The 13862-nt window shown below is 70.8% G+C and carries 15 protein-coding genes, 1 pseudogene and 1 riboswitch; of the genes and pseudogenes, 6 read left to right on the forward strand and 10 right to left on the reverse strand.

Features of this window, described 5'->3' with window-relative positions; all coding sequences use genetic code 11:
- Positions 1-243: 243 nt before the first annotated feature.
- The 3 genes from ACZ6Z4_RS01360 to ACZ6Z4_RS01370 all read right to left on the reverse strand — a co-directional run bounded on the left by ACZ6Z4_RS01360 (position 244) and on the right by ACZ6Z4_RS01370 (position 2382).
- Positions 244-435, reverse strand: coding sequence for a DUF3073 domain-containing protein (locus tag ACZ6Z4_RS01360; RefSeq protein WP_363668017.1), 192 nt, complete (start codon positions 433-435; stop codon positions 244-246).
- A gap of 217 nt (positions 436-652) precedes the next feature.
- The gene (locus tag ACZ6Z4_RS01365) at positions 653-1468 is read right to left on the reverse strand and encodes an ABC transporter permease (protein WP_465556942.1); all 816 of its coding nucleotides are present in this window, start codon (positions 1466-1468) and stop codon (positions 653-655) included.
- A gap of 26 nt (positions 1469-1494) precedes the next feature.
- Complete coding sequence (locus ACZ6Z4_RS01370) at positions 1495-2382, reverse strand: ABC transporter ATP-binding protein (protein ID WP_363668013.1); 888 nt, start codon at positions 2380-2382, stop codon at positions 1495-1497.
- Between the two features lie 143 nt (positions 2383-2525).
- On the opposite strand from ACZ6Z4_RS01370, the gene ACZ6Z4_RS01375 reads away from it, so the two are divergent.
- Positions 2526-3728, forward strand: coding sequence for a sensor histidine kinase (locus ACZ6Z4_RS01375; RefSeq protein WP_465556945.1), 1203 nt, complete (start codon positions 2526-2528; stop codon positions 3726-3728).
- Positions 3725-4381, forward strand: coding sequence for a response regulator (locus ACZ6Z4_RS01380; protein WP_465556947.1), 657 nt, complete (start codon positions 3725-3727; stop codon positions 4379-4381). The genes ACZ6Z4_RS01375 and ACZ6Z4_RS01380 overlap by 4 nt, the downstream gene beginning before the upstream one ends.
- A 125-nt stretch (positions 4382-4506) precedes the next feature.
- Here the strand turns inward: ACZ6Z4_RS01380 and ACZ6Z4_RS01385 are convergent, their stop codons facing one another.
- The 3 genes from ACZ6Z4_RS01385 to ACZ6Z4_RS01395 all read right to left on the reverse strand — a co-directional run bounded on the left by ACZ6Z4_RS01385 (position 4507) and on the right by ACZ6Z4_RS01395 (position 8579).
- Entirely contained in the window at positions 4507-5361 is an 855-nt protein-coding gene (locus tag ACZ6Z4_RS01385) for a C40 family peptidase (protein ID WP_363668006.1), read from the reverse strand.
- Positions 5361-5553, reverse strand: a riboswitch (cyclic di-AMP (ydaO/yuaA leader). Its footprint overlaps the gene before it by 1 nt.
- A gap of 237 nt (positions 5554-5790) precedes the next feature.
- Positions 5791-6759 carry a pyridoxal-phosphate dependent enzyme gene (locus ACZ6Z4_RS01390; RefSeq protein ID WP_465556949.1) on the reverse strand — a complete coding sequence of 323 codons (969 nt, stop codon included), beginning with the start codon at positions 6757-6759 and terminating at the stop codon, positions 5791-5793.
- Between the two features lie 8 nt (positions 6760-6767).
- Positions 6768-8579: a right-handed parallel beta-helix repeat-containing protein gene (locus ACZ6Z4_RS01395; RefSeq protein ID WP_465556951.1), complete on the reverse strand. Its 1812-nt coding sequence runs from the start codon at positions 8577-8579 to the stop codon at positions 6768-6770.
- Positions 8580-8677: 98 nt separating this feature from the next.
- Between ACZ6Z4_RS01395 and ACZ6Z4_RS01400 the strand changes: the two genes are divergently transcribed.
- A complete protein-coding gene (locus tag ACZ6Z4_RS01400) occupies positions 8678-9118 on the forward strand; it encodes a YciI family protein (protein ID WP_465556953.1) in 441 nt (146 codons plus the stop codon).
- Positions 9119-9167: 49 nt separating this feature from the next.
- Here ACZ6Z4_RS01400 and ACZ6Z4_RS01405 read toward each other — a convergent pair whose 3' ends face one another.
- Positions 9168-9353, reverse strand: a complete 186-nt coding sequence (locus tag ACZ6Z4_RS01405) for a YegP family protein (RefSeq protein WP_363667998.1) — start codon at positions 9351-9353, stop codon at positions 9168-9170.
- A 115-nt stretch (positions 9354-9468) separates the two neighbouring features.
- Between ACZ6Z4_RS01405 and ACZ6Z4_RS01410 the strand changes: the two genes are divergently transcribed.
- Positions 9469-10131 carry a VOC family protein gene (locus ACZ6Z4_RS01410; protein ID WP_465556955.1) on the forward strand — a complete coding sequence of 221 codons (663 nt, stop codon included), beginning with the start codon at positions 9469-9471 and terminating at the stop codon, positions 10129-10131.
- Here the strand turns inward: ACZ6Z4_RS01410 and ACZ6Z4_RS01415 are convergent.
- Both ACZ6Z4_RS01415 and ACZ6Z4_RS01420 read right to left on the reverse strand, forming a co-directional pair.
- The gene (locus tag ACZ6Z4_RS01415) at positions 10109-10516 is read right to left on the reverse strand and encodes a hypothetical protein (protein WP_465556957.1); all 408 of its coding nucleotides are present in this window, start codon (positions 10514-10516) and stop codon (positions 10109-10111) included. The genes ACZ6Z4_RS01410 and ACZ6Z4_RS01415 overlap by 23 nt on opposite strands.
- Entirely contained in the window at positions 10513-11100 is a 588-nt protein-coding gene (locus tag ACZ6Z4_RS01420; RefSeq protein WP_465556959.1) for a TetR/AcrR family transcriptional regulator, read from the reverse strand. The genes ACZ6Z4_RS01415 and ACZ6Z4_RS01420 overlap by 4 nt, the downstream gene beginning before the upstream one ends.
- Before the next feature lie 37 nt (positions 11101-11137).
- On the opposite strand from ACZ6Z4_RS01420, the pseudogene ACZ6Z4_RS01425 reads away from it, so the two are divergent.
- Together ACZ6Z4_RS01425 and ACZ6Z4_RS01430 are read left to right on the forward strand one after the other, a co-directional pair.
- A pseudogene (locus tag ACZ6Z4_RS01425) lies at positions 11138-12372 on the forward strand (MFS transporter).
- Positions 12373-12505: 133 nt separating this feature from the next.
- Positions 12506-13384 carry an aminoglycoside phosphotransferase family protein gene (locus tag ACZ6Z4_RS01430; protein WP_465556961.1) on the forward strand — a complete coding sequence of 293 codons (879 nt, stop codon included), beginning with the start codon at positions 12506-12508 and terminating at the stop codon, positions 13382-13384.
- Here the strand turns inward: ACZ6Z4_RS01430 and ACZ6Z4_RS01435 are convergent.
- Positions 13373-13846: a GNAT family N-acetyltransferase gene (locus tag ACZ6Z4_RS01435; RefSeq protein ID WP_465556963.1), complete on the reverse strand. Its 474-nt coding sequence runs from the start codon at positions 13844-13846 to the stop codon at positions 13373-13375. The two genes, ACZ6Z4_RS01430 and ACZ6Z4_RS01435, sit on opposite strands and share 12 nt — an antisense overlap.
- Positions 13847-13862: the final 16 nt, after the last annotated feature.

Below are 13862 nucleotides of genomic sequence, written 5' to 3' on the forward strand. Positions count from 1 at the left end.
GGGGACCCCAAGGAGGACGAGGAGAGGGCCCTCTGTGGGGGGCGGAAAGACCCCCCGGGGAAGGAAGTCGCCAGTGTGCCTTCCCCCCCGCTGCACCCCCCACCTCGAGAAGCACAGCTCACACCGAAAACGGCAGGCCGAGATCACCTGCGGTGCTGGTGTGGACGAACTCCGTCGGTCGAGCACAGCTGACTGGTCCAGGCGCCTCAGACGCGTGGACCAGTCAACGGAGCTGCTGTCGCTTTACCGACGGGGGTGGTAGTCGTCGGCGTCATCGCCGGCGTCTGCGTCGTAGTCACCGTTCGCAGAACCGGTACCGCCCTCGTTCCCGCCGGCCAGCTCTCGTTTGAGCTGGTCCAGGTCGGTGTCCCAGGTGCGGTACTTCAGGTCGCGAGCGACCTTCGTCTGCTTGGCCTTTGCACGGCCGCGCCCCATAGCGTCGACCCCCTCGCACAAGTCAACCGGGTACGCAGCGTGGCGTCCACGGATCAGTCGTCAGTAATCGTGGTTCTAGGTTACCCGGAGCCGGGGATCGACACACGCACCGCCCCCTGCTCGGACGCCCCCAGACCTCCGATGACAGTCCGGTGGGCCTGCCCGGTCCCCTCAAACCGGTCAGGCCCACCGCGTCTTTTGCGCTCAGTCGTGCTGGTTACTTCACCTCACGACGTGAGCTTGACCACAGTCCGACCACGGTCGGCAGGAGGACCCAGACCGCGACCGCGGTGAGCGTCTCGGGCAGCATCCCGTGCAGGTCACGCTCCGCGATCCGGCCGAAGGCGCCGAAGACGTCCAGCCAGTTCGCGTTGTCCTTGAACAGCGCCGGCCCGGCCAGCGCCCAGGCGGTCGGGGCGACGAAGAAGACCAGTACGGCCGCCGCGGTCTGCGCGATCACGGCACCGAAGGCGGCGCCCATCACGACGTTCAGCGCGGTGCTCAGGTAGGCCCCGGCGAGCGATCCGCCGATCCCGGCGTACGTCGTACCGGTGCCGCCGATCGCTCCGCCGATCGCGGTTGCGGCCAGCGCCATCGCCGCCGTGACCGTCAGCACGACGGCGCTCAGCAGCACCGCGGAGACGAACTTGGCCAGCTGGACCCGGATCCGGCGCGGCGACAGCGTGAACGTGGTCAGCGCGGTCCGCTGGGTCCACTCGCTCGTCATCGCCATCACACCGATCACCGGCAGGATCAGCAGTACGCCGGTCGACGCGGCGCCGAGGAACCCGTCGAACCGGGCCGGCTTGTCGCCGAGGTGGGTGAGCTCCCAGACCAGCGCCGCGACGGCGAGGGCCAGGATGGCCAGGATCAGGACCCGGCCGCTGCGGGTGTTCACGGACTTGCGCAGCTCGATGCCGGTCAGCTTGGCGAACGACTGGCGGCGCGCGGGCGGCAGGCTGGTGGAGACCGCTGCGGCCCGGTGCTTACCGGTGGCCGCCGGGGCCGGGGTGGTCATTTCGGTGACAGTCATGTCAGAAGCTCCTGTGGAAGACGTGGTCAGGCCGCGGCGGCGGTCGGGGTGGTCAGCTGGAAGAACAGCTCCTCCAGGCCGGCGCTGTCGCTCTCGCGCAGCTCGATCAGGATCTGGCCCGCGGCGGCGGCCGCCCGGCCGACCTGCTCGGCGGTGGCGTCGACGCGCAGGGCGCCGTCCTGCAGCGGTTCCAGGCTCAGCCCGGCCGCGGTGAGGGCCTGGTTCAGGCCGATCGGGTCCAGGCCGCGGACCAGCGTGCCGCTGCCGGCCAGCAGCTCGTCGAGCGAGCCGTCGGCGACGATCCGGCCGCCACCGATGACGACCAGCCGGTCGACGGTGGCCTGCACCTCGCCCAGCAGGTGGCTGGACAGGATCACGGTGCCGCCGCGGGCGGCGAAGTCCTGGAGCAGTCCGCGCATCCAGCGGATGCCCTCGGGGTCCATGCCGTTGGCCGGCTCGTCGAGGATCAGGGCCGCCGGGTCACCGAGCAGCGCGCTGGCGATGCCGAGCCGCTGCCGCATGCCGAGCGAGTACTGGCCGACGCGGCGCTTCGCGGCGCCGGTCAGGCCGACCGCTTCGAGCATCTCGTCGGCCCGGGACTTCGGTACGCCGAGCACGCTCGCGTTCAGTGCCAGCGTCTCGCGGCCGGTCCGGCCCGGGTGCTGGGCGGCGGCGTCGAGCATGACGCCGACGACGCGGCCGGGGTTGGGCAGGTCGGCGTACCGCTGGCCGGCGATGGTGGCGGTGCCCGCGCTCGGCGGGGTCAGGCCGGTCAGCATCCGCAGCGTGGTGGACTTGCCGGCACCGTTCGGCCCGAGGAAGCCGGTGATGCTGCCGGGCTGGACGGTGAAGGAGACATCGCTGACAGCCGTGGTGCTGCCGTACCGCTTGCTCAGGTTCTCGACGGTGATCATGGGCCCTACTCTTCCGCCGCGGACCCCCGCGCCACATCGACCGACCGTCTCGACCGGCCCCCTACGAAAGTCGCCACAACTGTGACTCCAGGACCCCCACAAGGGGGACGAAAGACATGACACAGCGCGACTAGGCTGACGGAATGCATTGGTCGTACGCCTGGCTGCGCCGGCCGTACCGCCGGGTCCGCCGGTGGTACGCCTGGTTCGTCAAGCACGCCCCGCGCTTCCGCGACCTGATGTACATCGGCTTCAGCCTGCTGACGATCCTGGCCCAGGCGACCAGCACCGGCGGCCGCGAGGGGTGGGTGACCAGGAGCTGGTTCGTGCTCGGCGTCGGCATCTTCGCCTCGCTGGTGCTGTGGTGGCGCCGCCGGTACCCGATCGCCGTCACGGTGATCGGCATCCTCGCGATGGCCGTCGCGCAGATCTTCGTCCCGATGGGCCTGGCGCTGCTGACGCTGGCGATCCGCCGCCGGGACGTCTGGCTCGCGGTGCTGAGCGTGGCCGGCTACGCGGCGTACGTCGGGACCTCGTGGGGGGACAACACCGAGCCGTACGTGCTGCTCTTCACCGGGCCGTTCCTGATCGGCAGCTGGGTCGCGGTCGGTGCCTACATCGGCGCCCGGCGGGACCTGATGGTCTCGCTGCGGGACCGGGCCGAGCGGGCCGAGGCGGAGCGCGAGCTGCGCGCCGAGCAGGCCAAGCTCGGCGAGCGGGCCCGGATCGCCCAGGAGATGCACGACGTCCTGGCGCACAAGGTGTCGCTGATCGCGCTGCACGCGGGCGGCCTGGAGGTGAACCCGGCGGTCGGACCGGAGAAGGTGGAGAGCTCCGCCGGGCTGATCCGGCAGACCGCGCGGCAGGCGATGGAGGACCTGCGCGAGGTGCTCGGCGTCCTCAAGGCCGACGTCAGCGAGGACGGCGCCGACCTGGCGCCGGTGCCGAAGGCGTCCGACCTGGCCAAGCTCGTCGACGACTCGCGGGCTGCGGGCGTCGACGTCCGCAGCTCGATCGACCTGCCGGACGACGTACCGCCGCTGGTCGGGCGGACGGTCTACCGGGTCGTCCAGGAGTCGCTGACCAACGTCCACAAGCACGCGCGCGGCGCGACCACCGAGGTCCTGGTCCGGGGTCAGGAAGGTGATGGCGTCACCGTGCGGGTCCGCAACGTCCGGCCGGTCGCGGCTGGTTCACTTCTCCCGGGGTCCGGTGCGGGACTGGTCGGGCTGAGCGAGCGCGTCACCCTGTCCGGCGGCCAGCTGACCACCGGGCCCACGCAGGACGGCGGCTGGCAGGTCGAGGCCTGGCTGCCCTGGTCGGACGGGAGAGAAGGAGAGGCATGACACGGCTGCTGATCGTGGACGACGAGGCGCTGGTCCGGGCCGGGCTGAAGATGATCCTGGAGTCCGACGAGGACCTCGAGGTGGTCGCCGAGGCCGAGGACGGTGCCGACGCGGCCGCGATGGTCCGCGAGCACAAGCCGGACGTCGTCCTGATGGACATCCGGATGCCGCGGCTGGACGGGCTCGCCGCGACCCGCGAGATCCAGGCGCTGCCGGATCCGCCGAAGGTCGTCGTACTGACCACGTTCGATCTGGACGACTACGTGTTCCGGGCGCTGCAGGCAGGGGCGAGCGGGTTCCTGCTCAAGGACACGCCGCCGCGTGAGCTCGTGCAGGCCGTCCGGGTCGTCGCGGCCGGTGAGGCGATGCTGTCGCCGGCGGTGACCCGGCGGCTGATCGGGCACTTCGCCGCGGACCCGCGGACCGATCGTCAGCGCGACGCCCGGGCGCGGCTGACCGCGCTCACCGACCGGGAGCGCGAGGTGCTGGCCGCGGTCGCGAAGGGGCTGTCGAACGCCGACATCGGCAAGACGCTGTTCATGAGCGAGGCGACCGTGAAGGCGCACGTCTCCCGGGTGCTGGTGAAGCTGAACGCCACCAACCGCGTCCAGGTCGCGATCCTCGCGCACGACGCGGGACTCCTGGACGAGTAAAAGGAAACCGGCCGTGCGCCGCCGGAGGGGTGGGGCGGCGACGCACAGCCGGTTTCAGGTCAGCGACCGGAGGGGGGATCCGGTCTCGCTGACGGTCTGGACCGGGTCAGCCCCGGTCCGGAGCATCACTTGCGGCCGAAGGCCACGTTCGAGCTCCAGATCTTCGCCTTCGCGACCGGCTTGCCCGGCTTCGAGGCGTGCCACAGGGTGTTCGCGCCGGCGTAGATGCCGACGTGGTACACGCCGCCGCCACCGCTCTTGAAGAACACCAGGTCGCCCGGCTTGGCCGCCTTGCGGCTGATGTGCTTGGTCGCGGCGTACTGCTGACGCGAGGTGCGGGGCAGCTTCTTGCCGGCCTTCTTGTAGACGTAGCCGGTGTAGCCGGAGCAGTCGAAGCCCTTGGTCGTGGTGCCGCCGTAGCGGTACGGCGTGCCCTTGAGCTTCGCGGCCTCCTTCAGCACCTTGGCCTGGAAGGTCGTGGCCTTGCCGGAGCCGCCGTGCAGCAGACCGTGGCTGGCGGCGTAGAACAGCGAGCGCCAGGTGTTCACGGTCATCGTGCCGGTGCGGGGCAGGCCCACGCGGCGCTGGAAGTTCGCCACCGCGGTGCGGGTCGCCGAGCCGTACCAGCCACCGGCCGGGACGTCGAGCGAGCGCTGCACGTAGCGGACGGCGGAGCCGGCGTCGGCGTAGCGCAGCAGCGGCTTGGTGCTGATCGCCTTGTTGCCCCGGGCCCACGCGGCCGAGGTGGTCTTCGAGGTCCCTGCGTGAGCGGTGTCGGCCGGGGCGGCGATGGTGAGCGCCGCTCCGCCGGAGACGGCCAGGCCGACCGAGAGGACGGCGGCCGCGGCTCGCGGGGTGCGGGGAGCCGAGGACTTGCTGGTCTTGCGGTGCTTGGCCAGCGTCCGTCCGGTCGGCCGGGTACTGGACTCGCTCGTGGTGACGGCGCGCAGAAGCGCTGTCCGTCGGGCAGTGACGGGCATGGTTGTCTCCCGACGCCTGCGGAGTTAGCTGTCGGGTTCGGGCTGGAAGTCGATCGCCCGGTCCGCTCCCGCGGACTTCACCCCAGGGACCCGGCCACTCACAGCCGGACCCCAACATCCTGGGTCCCCCACTCCTGCCATGGTTGTTCGAGGGGAACATGTGTGCCTGGCAGGACTCGGCGTTGACACACATGCAGTTCGGCTAATTTGTCGAACCGCCGACGACTGTATAACAGAACGGTCACGACGCAAACCCTCCAATCCACAGAGACCCTCCCAAAAGGCCCTCAGTGGCTCTCTGACGGATCAGCGACCGCTGCTGAACACCAGGTGTCCTGAGCGTGTCTGAGCGGCGTTCAGGCGCCCGCTCAGCCGATTTCTGTGACCTGGGTCACAGTCGGAGGTTGCTGTGTGTGACAACCGGCACAGTCAGTACTCAGGCTGCCCTTCGCCGAGCAGTTCCAGGAACCTCTCCAGGCCCACGTTCCCGCCTGAAAGCACCACTCCGACCCGCTCCGGCAGGTCGGCGACCCGGCCGGCCAGCAGCGCCGCCAGCGCGCTCGCGCCGCTCGGCTCGAGAACGATCTTCAGCCGCTCGAACGCGAACGCCATCGCGGCCCGGATCTCGTCGTCGGAGACCAGCGCGAACGCCTCCACCAGCCGCTGGTTCACCGCGAAGGTGAGCTCGCCGGGCGCCGAGATCGCCTGGCCGTCGGCGATCGTCCGCGGTACGGCGATCTCGACCCGCTGCCCGGCGGCCAGCGACCGGGCGTGGTCGTCGCCCGCGGCCGGCTCGACGCCGATCATCCGGATCCCGGGGGAGGCGACGGTCGCCGCGGTCGCGCAGCCGGCCAACAGCCCGCCGCCGCCGACCGGGACGAACAGCGCGCCGAGCGGCCCGACCTCCTCGATCAGCTCCAGCGCCACCGTGCCCTGCCCGGCCATCACGTCGTAGTGGTCGTACGGCGGGATCAGCGTCAGCCCGCGATCCTCCGAGAGCTTCGTGGCCAGCGCCGCCCGGTCCTCGGTGTAGCGGTCGTAGGTGACCACCTCCGCGCCGTACCCGCGAGTGGCCGCGACCTTCGTCGGCGGCGCGTCGGCCGGCATCAGGATCACCGCGCGCGTCCCGGCCAGCGACGCGGCCAGCGCGACCGCCTGGGCGTGGTTCCCCGACGAGTACGCCGCGACGCCGCGGGCCCGTTCCTCCGCGGTCAGCCGGCTGACCGCGTTGAATGCACCCCGGAACTTGAACGCCCCGATCCGCTGGAAGTTCTCCGCCTTCAGGAACACCTCGGCGCCGACCCGCTCGTTCAGCGTCCGCGACGTCAGCACCGGCGTCTGGTGGGCCGCTCCAGCGATCCGGTCAGCAGCAGCTCGTACGTCGTCGTAGGTCAGCATGTCCTTATTCAACAGGAGATCAGGGTGTCTCCGATCCCCAGGCAGAAGTCCTTGCCCGGCCCGCCGTTCAGCACGTCCTTGCCGGGACCTCCGATCAGGACGTCCTTGCCCTTGCCGCCGTACAGGATGTCCTTGCCGCCACCGCCGAGCAGCAGGTCGTCGCCCTTCAGGCCGCACAGGACGTCGTTGCCGGGCGTGCCGATCAGCAGGTCGCTGCCGTTCGTACCGGTGTGGGTGCAGCTCGGAGCTGGTGGGGCTTCGGCGACTTCAACGGCTCCGGCCTCGCAGTTGGTGCCCTGTGGTCGCGCGACTCCGCGCTGGTCCGTAGTAAGTACAGTGCACGCCGCTGCTGGGACTAGTCCGTTCGCCAGCGATGCAGCCAGCGGCAGCATGGTCTGGGTCGGGCCGCCGTTGCTGGCGAGTGCTGCCAGTTGCGGGCTGCCGGTCTGGTCTCCCGGGCCGGCCAGCGAGCAGCTGCCGTCGCCGTCCAGGTTGTATCCGGTAGAGGTGGTCGCCAGCTCGATCGCGCAGTCCGCACCTGGACCGCCGGCCAGGATCGAGCCGAAGCTGTGCAGCCCAGCATTGGTCGCCACGTTGTCGCCGACTCCACCAGCGGTGTTGCCGGACACCGTCGCGTGCCGCAGGTGCACGTCGTGGTCCAGCGTGTAGATGCCACCGCCTGCCGCGTCCGCGTTGTTGCCGGTGACAGTCGAGTTGTCGACCCGCACCTCGCCGGTCAGCGCGGAGATGCCGCCGCCCTGGCTGTCGGCCACACCCGATGCGGTGTTGCCGTTGATCGTCGAGCGGATCACGTGGATCTGCGCCGGGGGAGGCCCACCGCTGTTCTCGATGATGCCGGTGCTGAGGCCGCCGCCCGCGCCGGTCCGGGTGTTCCCGGAGATCGTCGTCTCGGTCACCGTGACGACCGGCTGGTCAGTCGGCGCGTCCTGGTCGAACAGCACCTGTACGCCGCCGCCCTGGCTCGTCCCGGCCGGGTGGTTGCCGGTGATGGTCGAGCCGGTGACCGTCAGGTCGCCGCAGGCCGAGCAGATCACGCCGGTCCCGCCGTTGTCGTCCACAGTCGTGTCGGTCAGCGTGAACAACCCCGACCCCTGCCCAGTGGTCCGTACGCCGTCGCCACCGTTGTCGCTGATCGTCGAGCCGGTCACCGTCAGCGCGCCGTCGGTCAGACCGACGCCGCGGCCGGTGTTGCCGCTGATCGTCGTGCCGGTGATGTGCACTGTGCCCAGCGACAGTGCCACGCCCGTACCGGTGTTGTCGTGAACGCTGGAGTCGGTCAGGTCGAGCACTGCGCCACCGAGCGAGCTGGCGAGCACCCTGCCCGTACCGGCGTTGTTGCCGGTCGCTGTGGAGTCGGTCAGCGAGGCGTCGCCGTTGTGCCGCAGCGCGGCGCCGTCGACGTCGTCGCCACCGGTCAAAGTGACCGCCTGCAAGGCGATCGAGCCGTCCGAGTCGATCGCGTCGAGCACGCGTTCGCCGGCGCAGTTCTGGTCGATCGTCGCGCCGTTGCCGTCGATGGTGAGCGGCTGCGCCGACGTACTGTCGAGGTCGCCGGAGGCGTTGGTGTCGTTGTCGCCGCACAGGTTCAGCCCGTACGACGCCGCGGCCGCCAGCGTGATCGTGGTCGGCGTCGCGGCCGCGTTGGCCGCGGTCACCGCCTCCCGGAGCGAGGTGAAGGCGTCGGCGCCACTGACGACGTCGGCGGTGGTGGTGACGGTGATCGTGGCCGCCTGCGCCGGGCCGGCCGGAACCAGCAGCGCAGCGACGAGGACGAGACAGGACAGGACGACGCGACGCATCAGCAGTTCCCCCAAAGCCGTTCGCGGCTCCCCCAGCAAACCGGCTTTCCGAGACTTCACCGTCCCACAACCACTCCGTGGCCGCCAGGGTTCGTAGCATGTCAAGACGGACGGCCCGGCTCCGTACTGATGACGAGCGGCTTCCACTCCGGGAGCCGGAACCGGAGGAGATCCTCGTGAAGTACCTGGTGGTCCTGAACATCAACCCCGACGTCCTGAGCGCGCTGACCGAGGCCGAGCAGCAGGCGATCTTCAGCGGGCACGAGAAGTTCCTGGCGACCGTGCAGGAGTCGGGCGAGTTCCGCAGCACGGTGGCGCTGGCCGAGCCGGCCAAGTCGTCGGTGGTGAAGGTCCGCGACGGCGTCCCGGCGGTGACCGACGGGCCGTTCGTGGAGGCGAAGGAGTTCCTGGCCGGCTACTACCTGCTGGACTGCGCGTCCCGGGAGCGGGTCGAGGAACTGGCGGCGATGATTCCCGACGCCGGCGTCGAGGGCCTCGGCGTCGAGGTGCGCGAAGTGGTCTTCGAGCAGGAGCGCTGACGGCCTGGACGGCAGGGACGCGGATGGTCCCTGCCGTCACCGGGGTCGCTCAGGAGGTCTGGTCGTCGACCTGCGCGTCGCCGGCGTTCTTCTTGATCGACTCGATCCCGTTCAGCGCCGAGGCCTTGGTCTTGTAGCTCTCGCTACTGGTCGCGATCACCTCGCCGTTGCCGGCCTTCAGCCGGAACCGGAACTCGCCCGACTTGTCCTCGTACAGCTCGAACTTGCCCGCCATTTTTCGAACCTCCCGTGGTGATGGTCTGGTTCGGAGCGTAGTCGCCGACTCACGCCGTGTCGCCCGACCGGCCGGTCCGAGCGTGAGCCGTACGGCGTACGGTACGGTGTGCGGCATGAGTGTCCGGACGATTCCGATCCTGCCCACCCGCGACCTCGACGACGTGCTGCCGTTCTACCTGGCGCTCGGCTTCCGGCAGACCTACCGCCAGGCCCGGCCGAACCCGTACCTGTGCGTCAGCCGCGGCGACGGTTTCGACCTGCACTTCTTCGGCCTGCCCGGGTACGACGTGGAGAACTCGCTGTTCAGCGTCGTCGTCGGCGTCCCCGACACCCAGGCCCTGTACGACGAGTTCGCGGCGGCGCTGCGCGCGACGTACGGCAAGCTGCCGGTCGCCGGGCTGCCACGGATCACCCGCCCACGCCGCAAACAGGGCACGAGCGCAGGCTTCTCCCTGATCGACCCGTCCGGCAACTGGCTGCGAATCAGCTCCGGCGCCGAGGAAACCACAACCGGCGACCGCTTCGAACGCGCACTGCTCAACGCGGCCCGCCAGGCCGACTCACACGGCGACGAGGCCGCCGGGATCCGCGTGCTGGAAGCGGCACTGCGCCGTCACGCCGACGCCAGCGACGAGGAGCGGCTACCGGCACTGCTCTATCTAGCAGAGCTGCTCATCCGCACCGGCGGCGCGGCGGACGGCGTACTGGAGCAGATAGAGAGGACAGGCGGCACCGCTGAGCAGTTGGCCGAGCTCAGGGAGCAGCTGGACGGTTAGCCCCAGGCCACGGACCAGGGGTCGGCCCGTCGGCGTCCGGGCGCTCCTCCTGCTCTGTCTTGTAGGGCCGGAGACCGCGGGTCTTGAAGTTCTCCACCTCCACCTCGGTGCCCTCGCCCTTCAGCGCGATGTAGCCGGCCGGTACGCCGCCGGCGTACGCGACCCAGGTCTCGAAGGCCGGCCTGGTCAGGTGCTCGACCCAGCGGGCCCAGTCCCACTTGACCTTCTCGGTCCAGTGCCACTCGCCGCCGACGGCGCTGTAGAGGTTGCGGGCGAACTCGGGGGAGAGCTCCTCGACCCGGCGCAGCTCGGCGGAGGTGGGCTTGGTGGGGCGTACGTCGTACGGGCTGGTCTGCTCGAGGTACGTCAGGATGCTGATCGTCATGCCGGTCGGACGCCGCGGATCCCCGCGACGACGAGATCGATACCCAACGAGTAGTAGTCGTCGGTGGAGGCAGGGCAGACCAGGGTGTCGGCGGTGCCGGTGATCAGCGGGTAGCGCTTGGGGTCGAGCGCGCTCAGCGTGGCGCGCTTGAGGCGCAGGGCCTGCTCGCGCGCGGACGGCTCGGGGTCCTCGCCAGCGCCGGGCTCGGTGGTGACCAGGGTGATCAGCGAGCAGATCGACTGCCGGCCCACCTCGGCGGCGTAGTCGGGGTCGAAGCCGCCGTCGACCAGGATCTCCATCGTCCGCTCGGCCATCTCCAGGCCGGGCTCGGCGATCAGGATCCGGGTCAGTGTCAGCCCGGCCGCACGCGGGTGCGGCCGCAGGGCCGCGACGAACGCCGTCAGCATCTGCTGCAGCCGCTCCTCCCACGGACGCTCCGACGGCTCCGGCAGCTCGATGTCGGCGAGCAGCCGGTCGCCGAGCGCGTTCAGCAGGTCGAGCTTGTCGCTGAAGTGCCGGTAGAGCGCCATCGGGGTCACCTCGTGCAGCTGCGCGAGCCGCCGCAGGGTGATCAGCGCGTACACCCTGCTCTTCGGCGGCTTCCTGCTGCTCGGCGGCCGGATGGCCGACCTGCTCGGCCCCCGCCGCGTCTTCATCGCCGGGCTGCTGCTGTTCGGTGTCACCTCGCTGGTCGGCGGGCTCGCGACCTCGCCGGAGTTCCTGATCGGCGCCCGCGCCGTCCAGGGGCTCGGCGGCGCGCTGCTCTCCCGGCCGCGCTCGCGATCCTGACGATGACGTTCGCGCACGGCCGCGAACGCAACATCGCGATGGGCGTCTGGGGCGGGCTCGCCGGGCTCGGCGGCACCCTCGGCGTCGTGGCGGGCGGCGTACTGGTCGACTCGCTCAGCTGGCAGTGGGTGTTCTTCGTCAACGTCCCGATCGTGCTCGCGCTGGTCGCGCTGATCCCGGTCTTCGTGCCCGACATGCGCCACAACGAGGACCGGCCGCGCGGCTTCGACACCGCCGGCGCCGTACTCGGGACGAGTGGACTGCTGGCGATCGTGTACGCCGTGGTCCGCGCCGAACCGCGCGGTTGGGGATCGTTCGAGGTGCTCGGCGTCCTGATCGGCGGCATCCTGCTCCTGACCGCCTTCGTCGTGGTCGAGTCCCGGTCGAAGGCGCCGCTGGTGCCGCTGCGACTCTTCCGCTCGCGGGCCCTGAGCGTCTCCAGCCTGTCACTCGCCCTGAACGGCGCGGGCTTCCTCTCGATGTTCTACCTGACCGCGATCTACCTGCAGCAGGTCCGCGGCGACTCCGCGCTGGAGGCCGGCGTCCACTTCCTCCCGATGGGCGTCGCCGCCGTGCTCGGCGCGGTCCTCGCGTCCCAGCTGGTCCAGAAGTTCGGCACCCGCACAGTCCAGCTCGGCGGCTCCGTGCTCAGCGTGGCCGGGCTGTTCCTGCTCTCGCACGCCGACGCCACCTCCGGGTACGCCGGTTCGCTGCTGCCCGGCCTGATCCTGTTCGGACTCGGCATCATCGGGGTCTCCGTACCGGCCCAGATCGCCGCTGTCTCGGAGGTCGAGCACCACGAGGCCGGCGCGGCCTCCGGCGCCGTCACCACCATGTACCAGGTCGGCGGCGCCCTCGGCCTCGCCGTCGTCACCACCCTGTCGATCACCCGTACGACGGACGCCCTGACCGCGGGCGTGGCCCAGCAGCAGGCCCTGGTCGACGGCTTCCAGCGCGGCATGCTGATCGCGGCACTCTTCGCGGTCGCCAACGTGGCCGTCACCGTGATCACCCCGCGGATCCAGCCGACCACCGACCAGCTCGCGGAAGCAGCCGCCGCGGCCTGATCGCCGCGGCCTGGCCGCGGAGTCAGCCGCGCGTCGCCTGCGAGTCCGCTCGCGGCGCGGTGCGCGGTTCCCCGGGCGCGGCCGCCCCGGCGCTCGCGCGGCCGCCCGGGCGCCGGGTGTCTACGGTGTGCGGGTGATCCCCGCCGCGTTCGCCCAGCAAACCATCGCCCGGGAGGGTGCTCCCGGCCGGACCTGGCTCGACCAGCTCCCAAGCCTCACCGAGCACCACCTCGGGCGCTGGAACTGCACCCAAACCGCCCCCGCGATCCACGGCCAGGTCGCCCTCATCGTCCCCGCGACCCGCGCCGGCACCCCCGTCATCCTCAAACTCTCCTTCCCCCACCCCGGCCACCGCTTCGAGCCCACCGCCCTCGCCACCTGGTCCGGCACCGCCGCGATCCACCTCCTCGAACGCGACGACGCAGCCTTCGCGATGCTCCTCGAACGCCTCCCCGGCGAAACCCTGTCCACAGCCACCGAAGACCCCTGGCACCTGGCCGGCGACCTCGCCCGCCGCCTCGCCGTACCAGCCCCTCCCGAGATCCCCCGCCTGACGGCAACCCTCCCCGGCTGGTCCCGCCAACTACTTGCCCAAAGCAAACACTTGGGCCACCCGCTCCCACGCCGCCAGATCGACGCGGCCCTGGAGACCATCGAGGCCCTCGCCGAAGACCCCACCGACACGATGCTCCACGGCGACCTGCACTTCGCCAACATCCTCCGAGCCCACCGCGAACCCTGGCTCGTCATCGACCCCAAAGGCCTGGCCGGCACCGCAGCCTTCGACGCCGCCACCATCGTCCGCGACCGCATCGAGGAAATCACCGACAACGTCGAGCAAGGCCTCCACCGCCGCCTCACGACGTACAGCGAAGCAGCCGGCGTAGACCCCACCCTCGCCCGCCGAACCACCCAAGCCCGAGCCGTCAGCTCAGCCCTCTGGGAACGCCTCCACAACCAACCCCGCCTCGGCATAGCCCTCGCCGACCAAATCGCGGAGCTACTCCTCTAGGTTCAGCGCGAAGCTGTACGCCGGCTTGCCGTTCAGCTCGATGTCTCCGGTGCGCACGAACCCGGTGCGCGCGAGGACCTTCTGCGACGCGAGGTTCGTGACCGTCGTCCGCGCGGTGATCACCGACAGCCCGTACGCCGTACCGACGACCTCGCGCACCCCCCACGTCGCCAGCCCGCGCCCGGCGGCCGACTCCGCGATGCGGTAGCCGAGGTCGGCGGTGCCGTTCTCGATCATCACCAGGTTGACCCGCCCGAGGATCCGGCCGTCGTCGACCAGGACATGAAACCGGTCGGTCCCCGCGTCCTGCATCGCCAGCAGCGCCGCGTGCCGCGCGGGAAACTCCGCGAAGTACGCGTCGCCGCGGTCGGGGATCACCCGCGCGAAGTACTCCCGGTTCTCCCGCTCGAACCGCAGCAGCTCGTCCGCGTGCTCGGCCGTGAGCCGCTCCACCGTCACCATCCGGCGAACCTACCTC

The sequence above is a fragment of the Kribbella sp. NPDC104740 genome (assembly GCF_055583505.1).

Bases quoted from the DNA above. Each gene is read 5' to 3' on its own strand.
- ACZ6Z4_RS01360 (WP_363668017.1), bottom strand. From the start codon at position 435: ATGGGGCGCGGCCGTGCAAAGGCCAAGCAGACGAAGGTCGCTCGCGAC.
- ACZ6Z4_RS01365 (WP_465556942.1), bottom strand. From the start codon at position 1,468: ATGACTGTCACCGAAATGACCACCCCGGCCCCGGCGGCCACCGGTAAG.
- ACZ6Z4_RS01370 (WP_363668013.1), bottom strand. From the start codon at position 2,382: ATGATCACCGTCGAGAACCTGAGCAAGCGGTACGGCAGCACCACGGCT.
- ACZ6Z4_RS01375 (WP_465556945.1), top strand. From the start codon at position 2,526: ATGCATTGGTCGTACGCCTGGCTGCGCCGGCCGTACCGCCGGGTCCGC.
- ACZ6Z4_RS01380 (WP_465556947.1), top strand. From the start codon at position 3,725: ATGACACGGCTGCTGATCGTGGACGACGAGGCGCTGGTCCGGGCCGGG.
- ACZ6Z4_RS01385 (WP_363668006.1), bottom strand. From the start codon at position 5,361: ATGCCCGTCACTGCCCGACGGACAGCGCTTCTGCGCGCCGTCACCACG.
- ACZ6Z4_RS01390 (WP_465556949.1), bottom strand. From the start codon at position 6,759: ATGCTGACCTACGACGACGTACGAGCTGCTGCTGACCGGATCGCTGGA.
- ACZ6Z4_RS01395 (WP_465556951.1), bottom strand. From the start codon at position 8,579: ATGCGTCGCGTCGTCCTGTCCTGTCTCGTCCTCGTCGCTGCGCTGCTG.
- ACZ6Z4_RS01400 (WP_465556953.1), top strand. From the start codon at position 8,678: ATGTCAAGACGGACGGCCCGGCTCCGTACTGATGACGAGCGGCTTCCA.
- ACZ6Z4_RS01405 (WP_363667998.1), bottom strand. From the start codon at position 9,353: ATGGCGGGCAAGTTCGAGCTGTACGAGGACAAGTCGGGCGAGTTCCGG.
- ACZ6Z4_RS01410 (WP_465556955.1), top strand. From the start codon at position 9,469: ATGAGTGTCCGGACGATTCCGATCCTGCCCACCCGCGACCTCGACGAC.
- ACZ6Z4_RS01415 (WP_465556957.1), bottom strand. From the start codon at position 10,516: ATGACGATCAGCATCCTGACGTACCTCGAGCAGACCAGCCCGTACGAC.
- ACZ6Z4_RS01435 (WP_465556963.1), bottom strand. From the start codon at position 13,846: ATGGTGACGGTGGAGCGGCTCACGGCCGAGCACGCGGACGAGCTGCTG.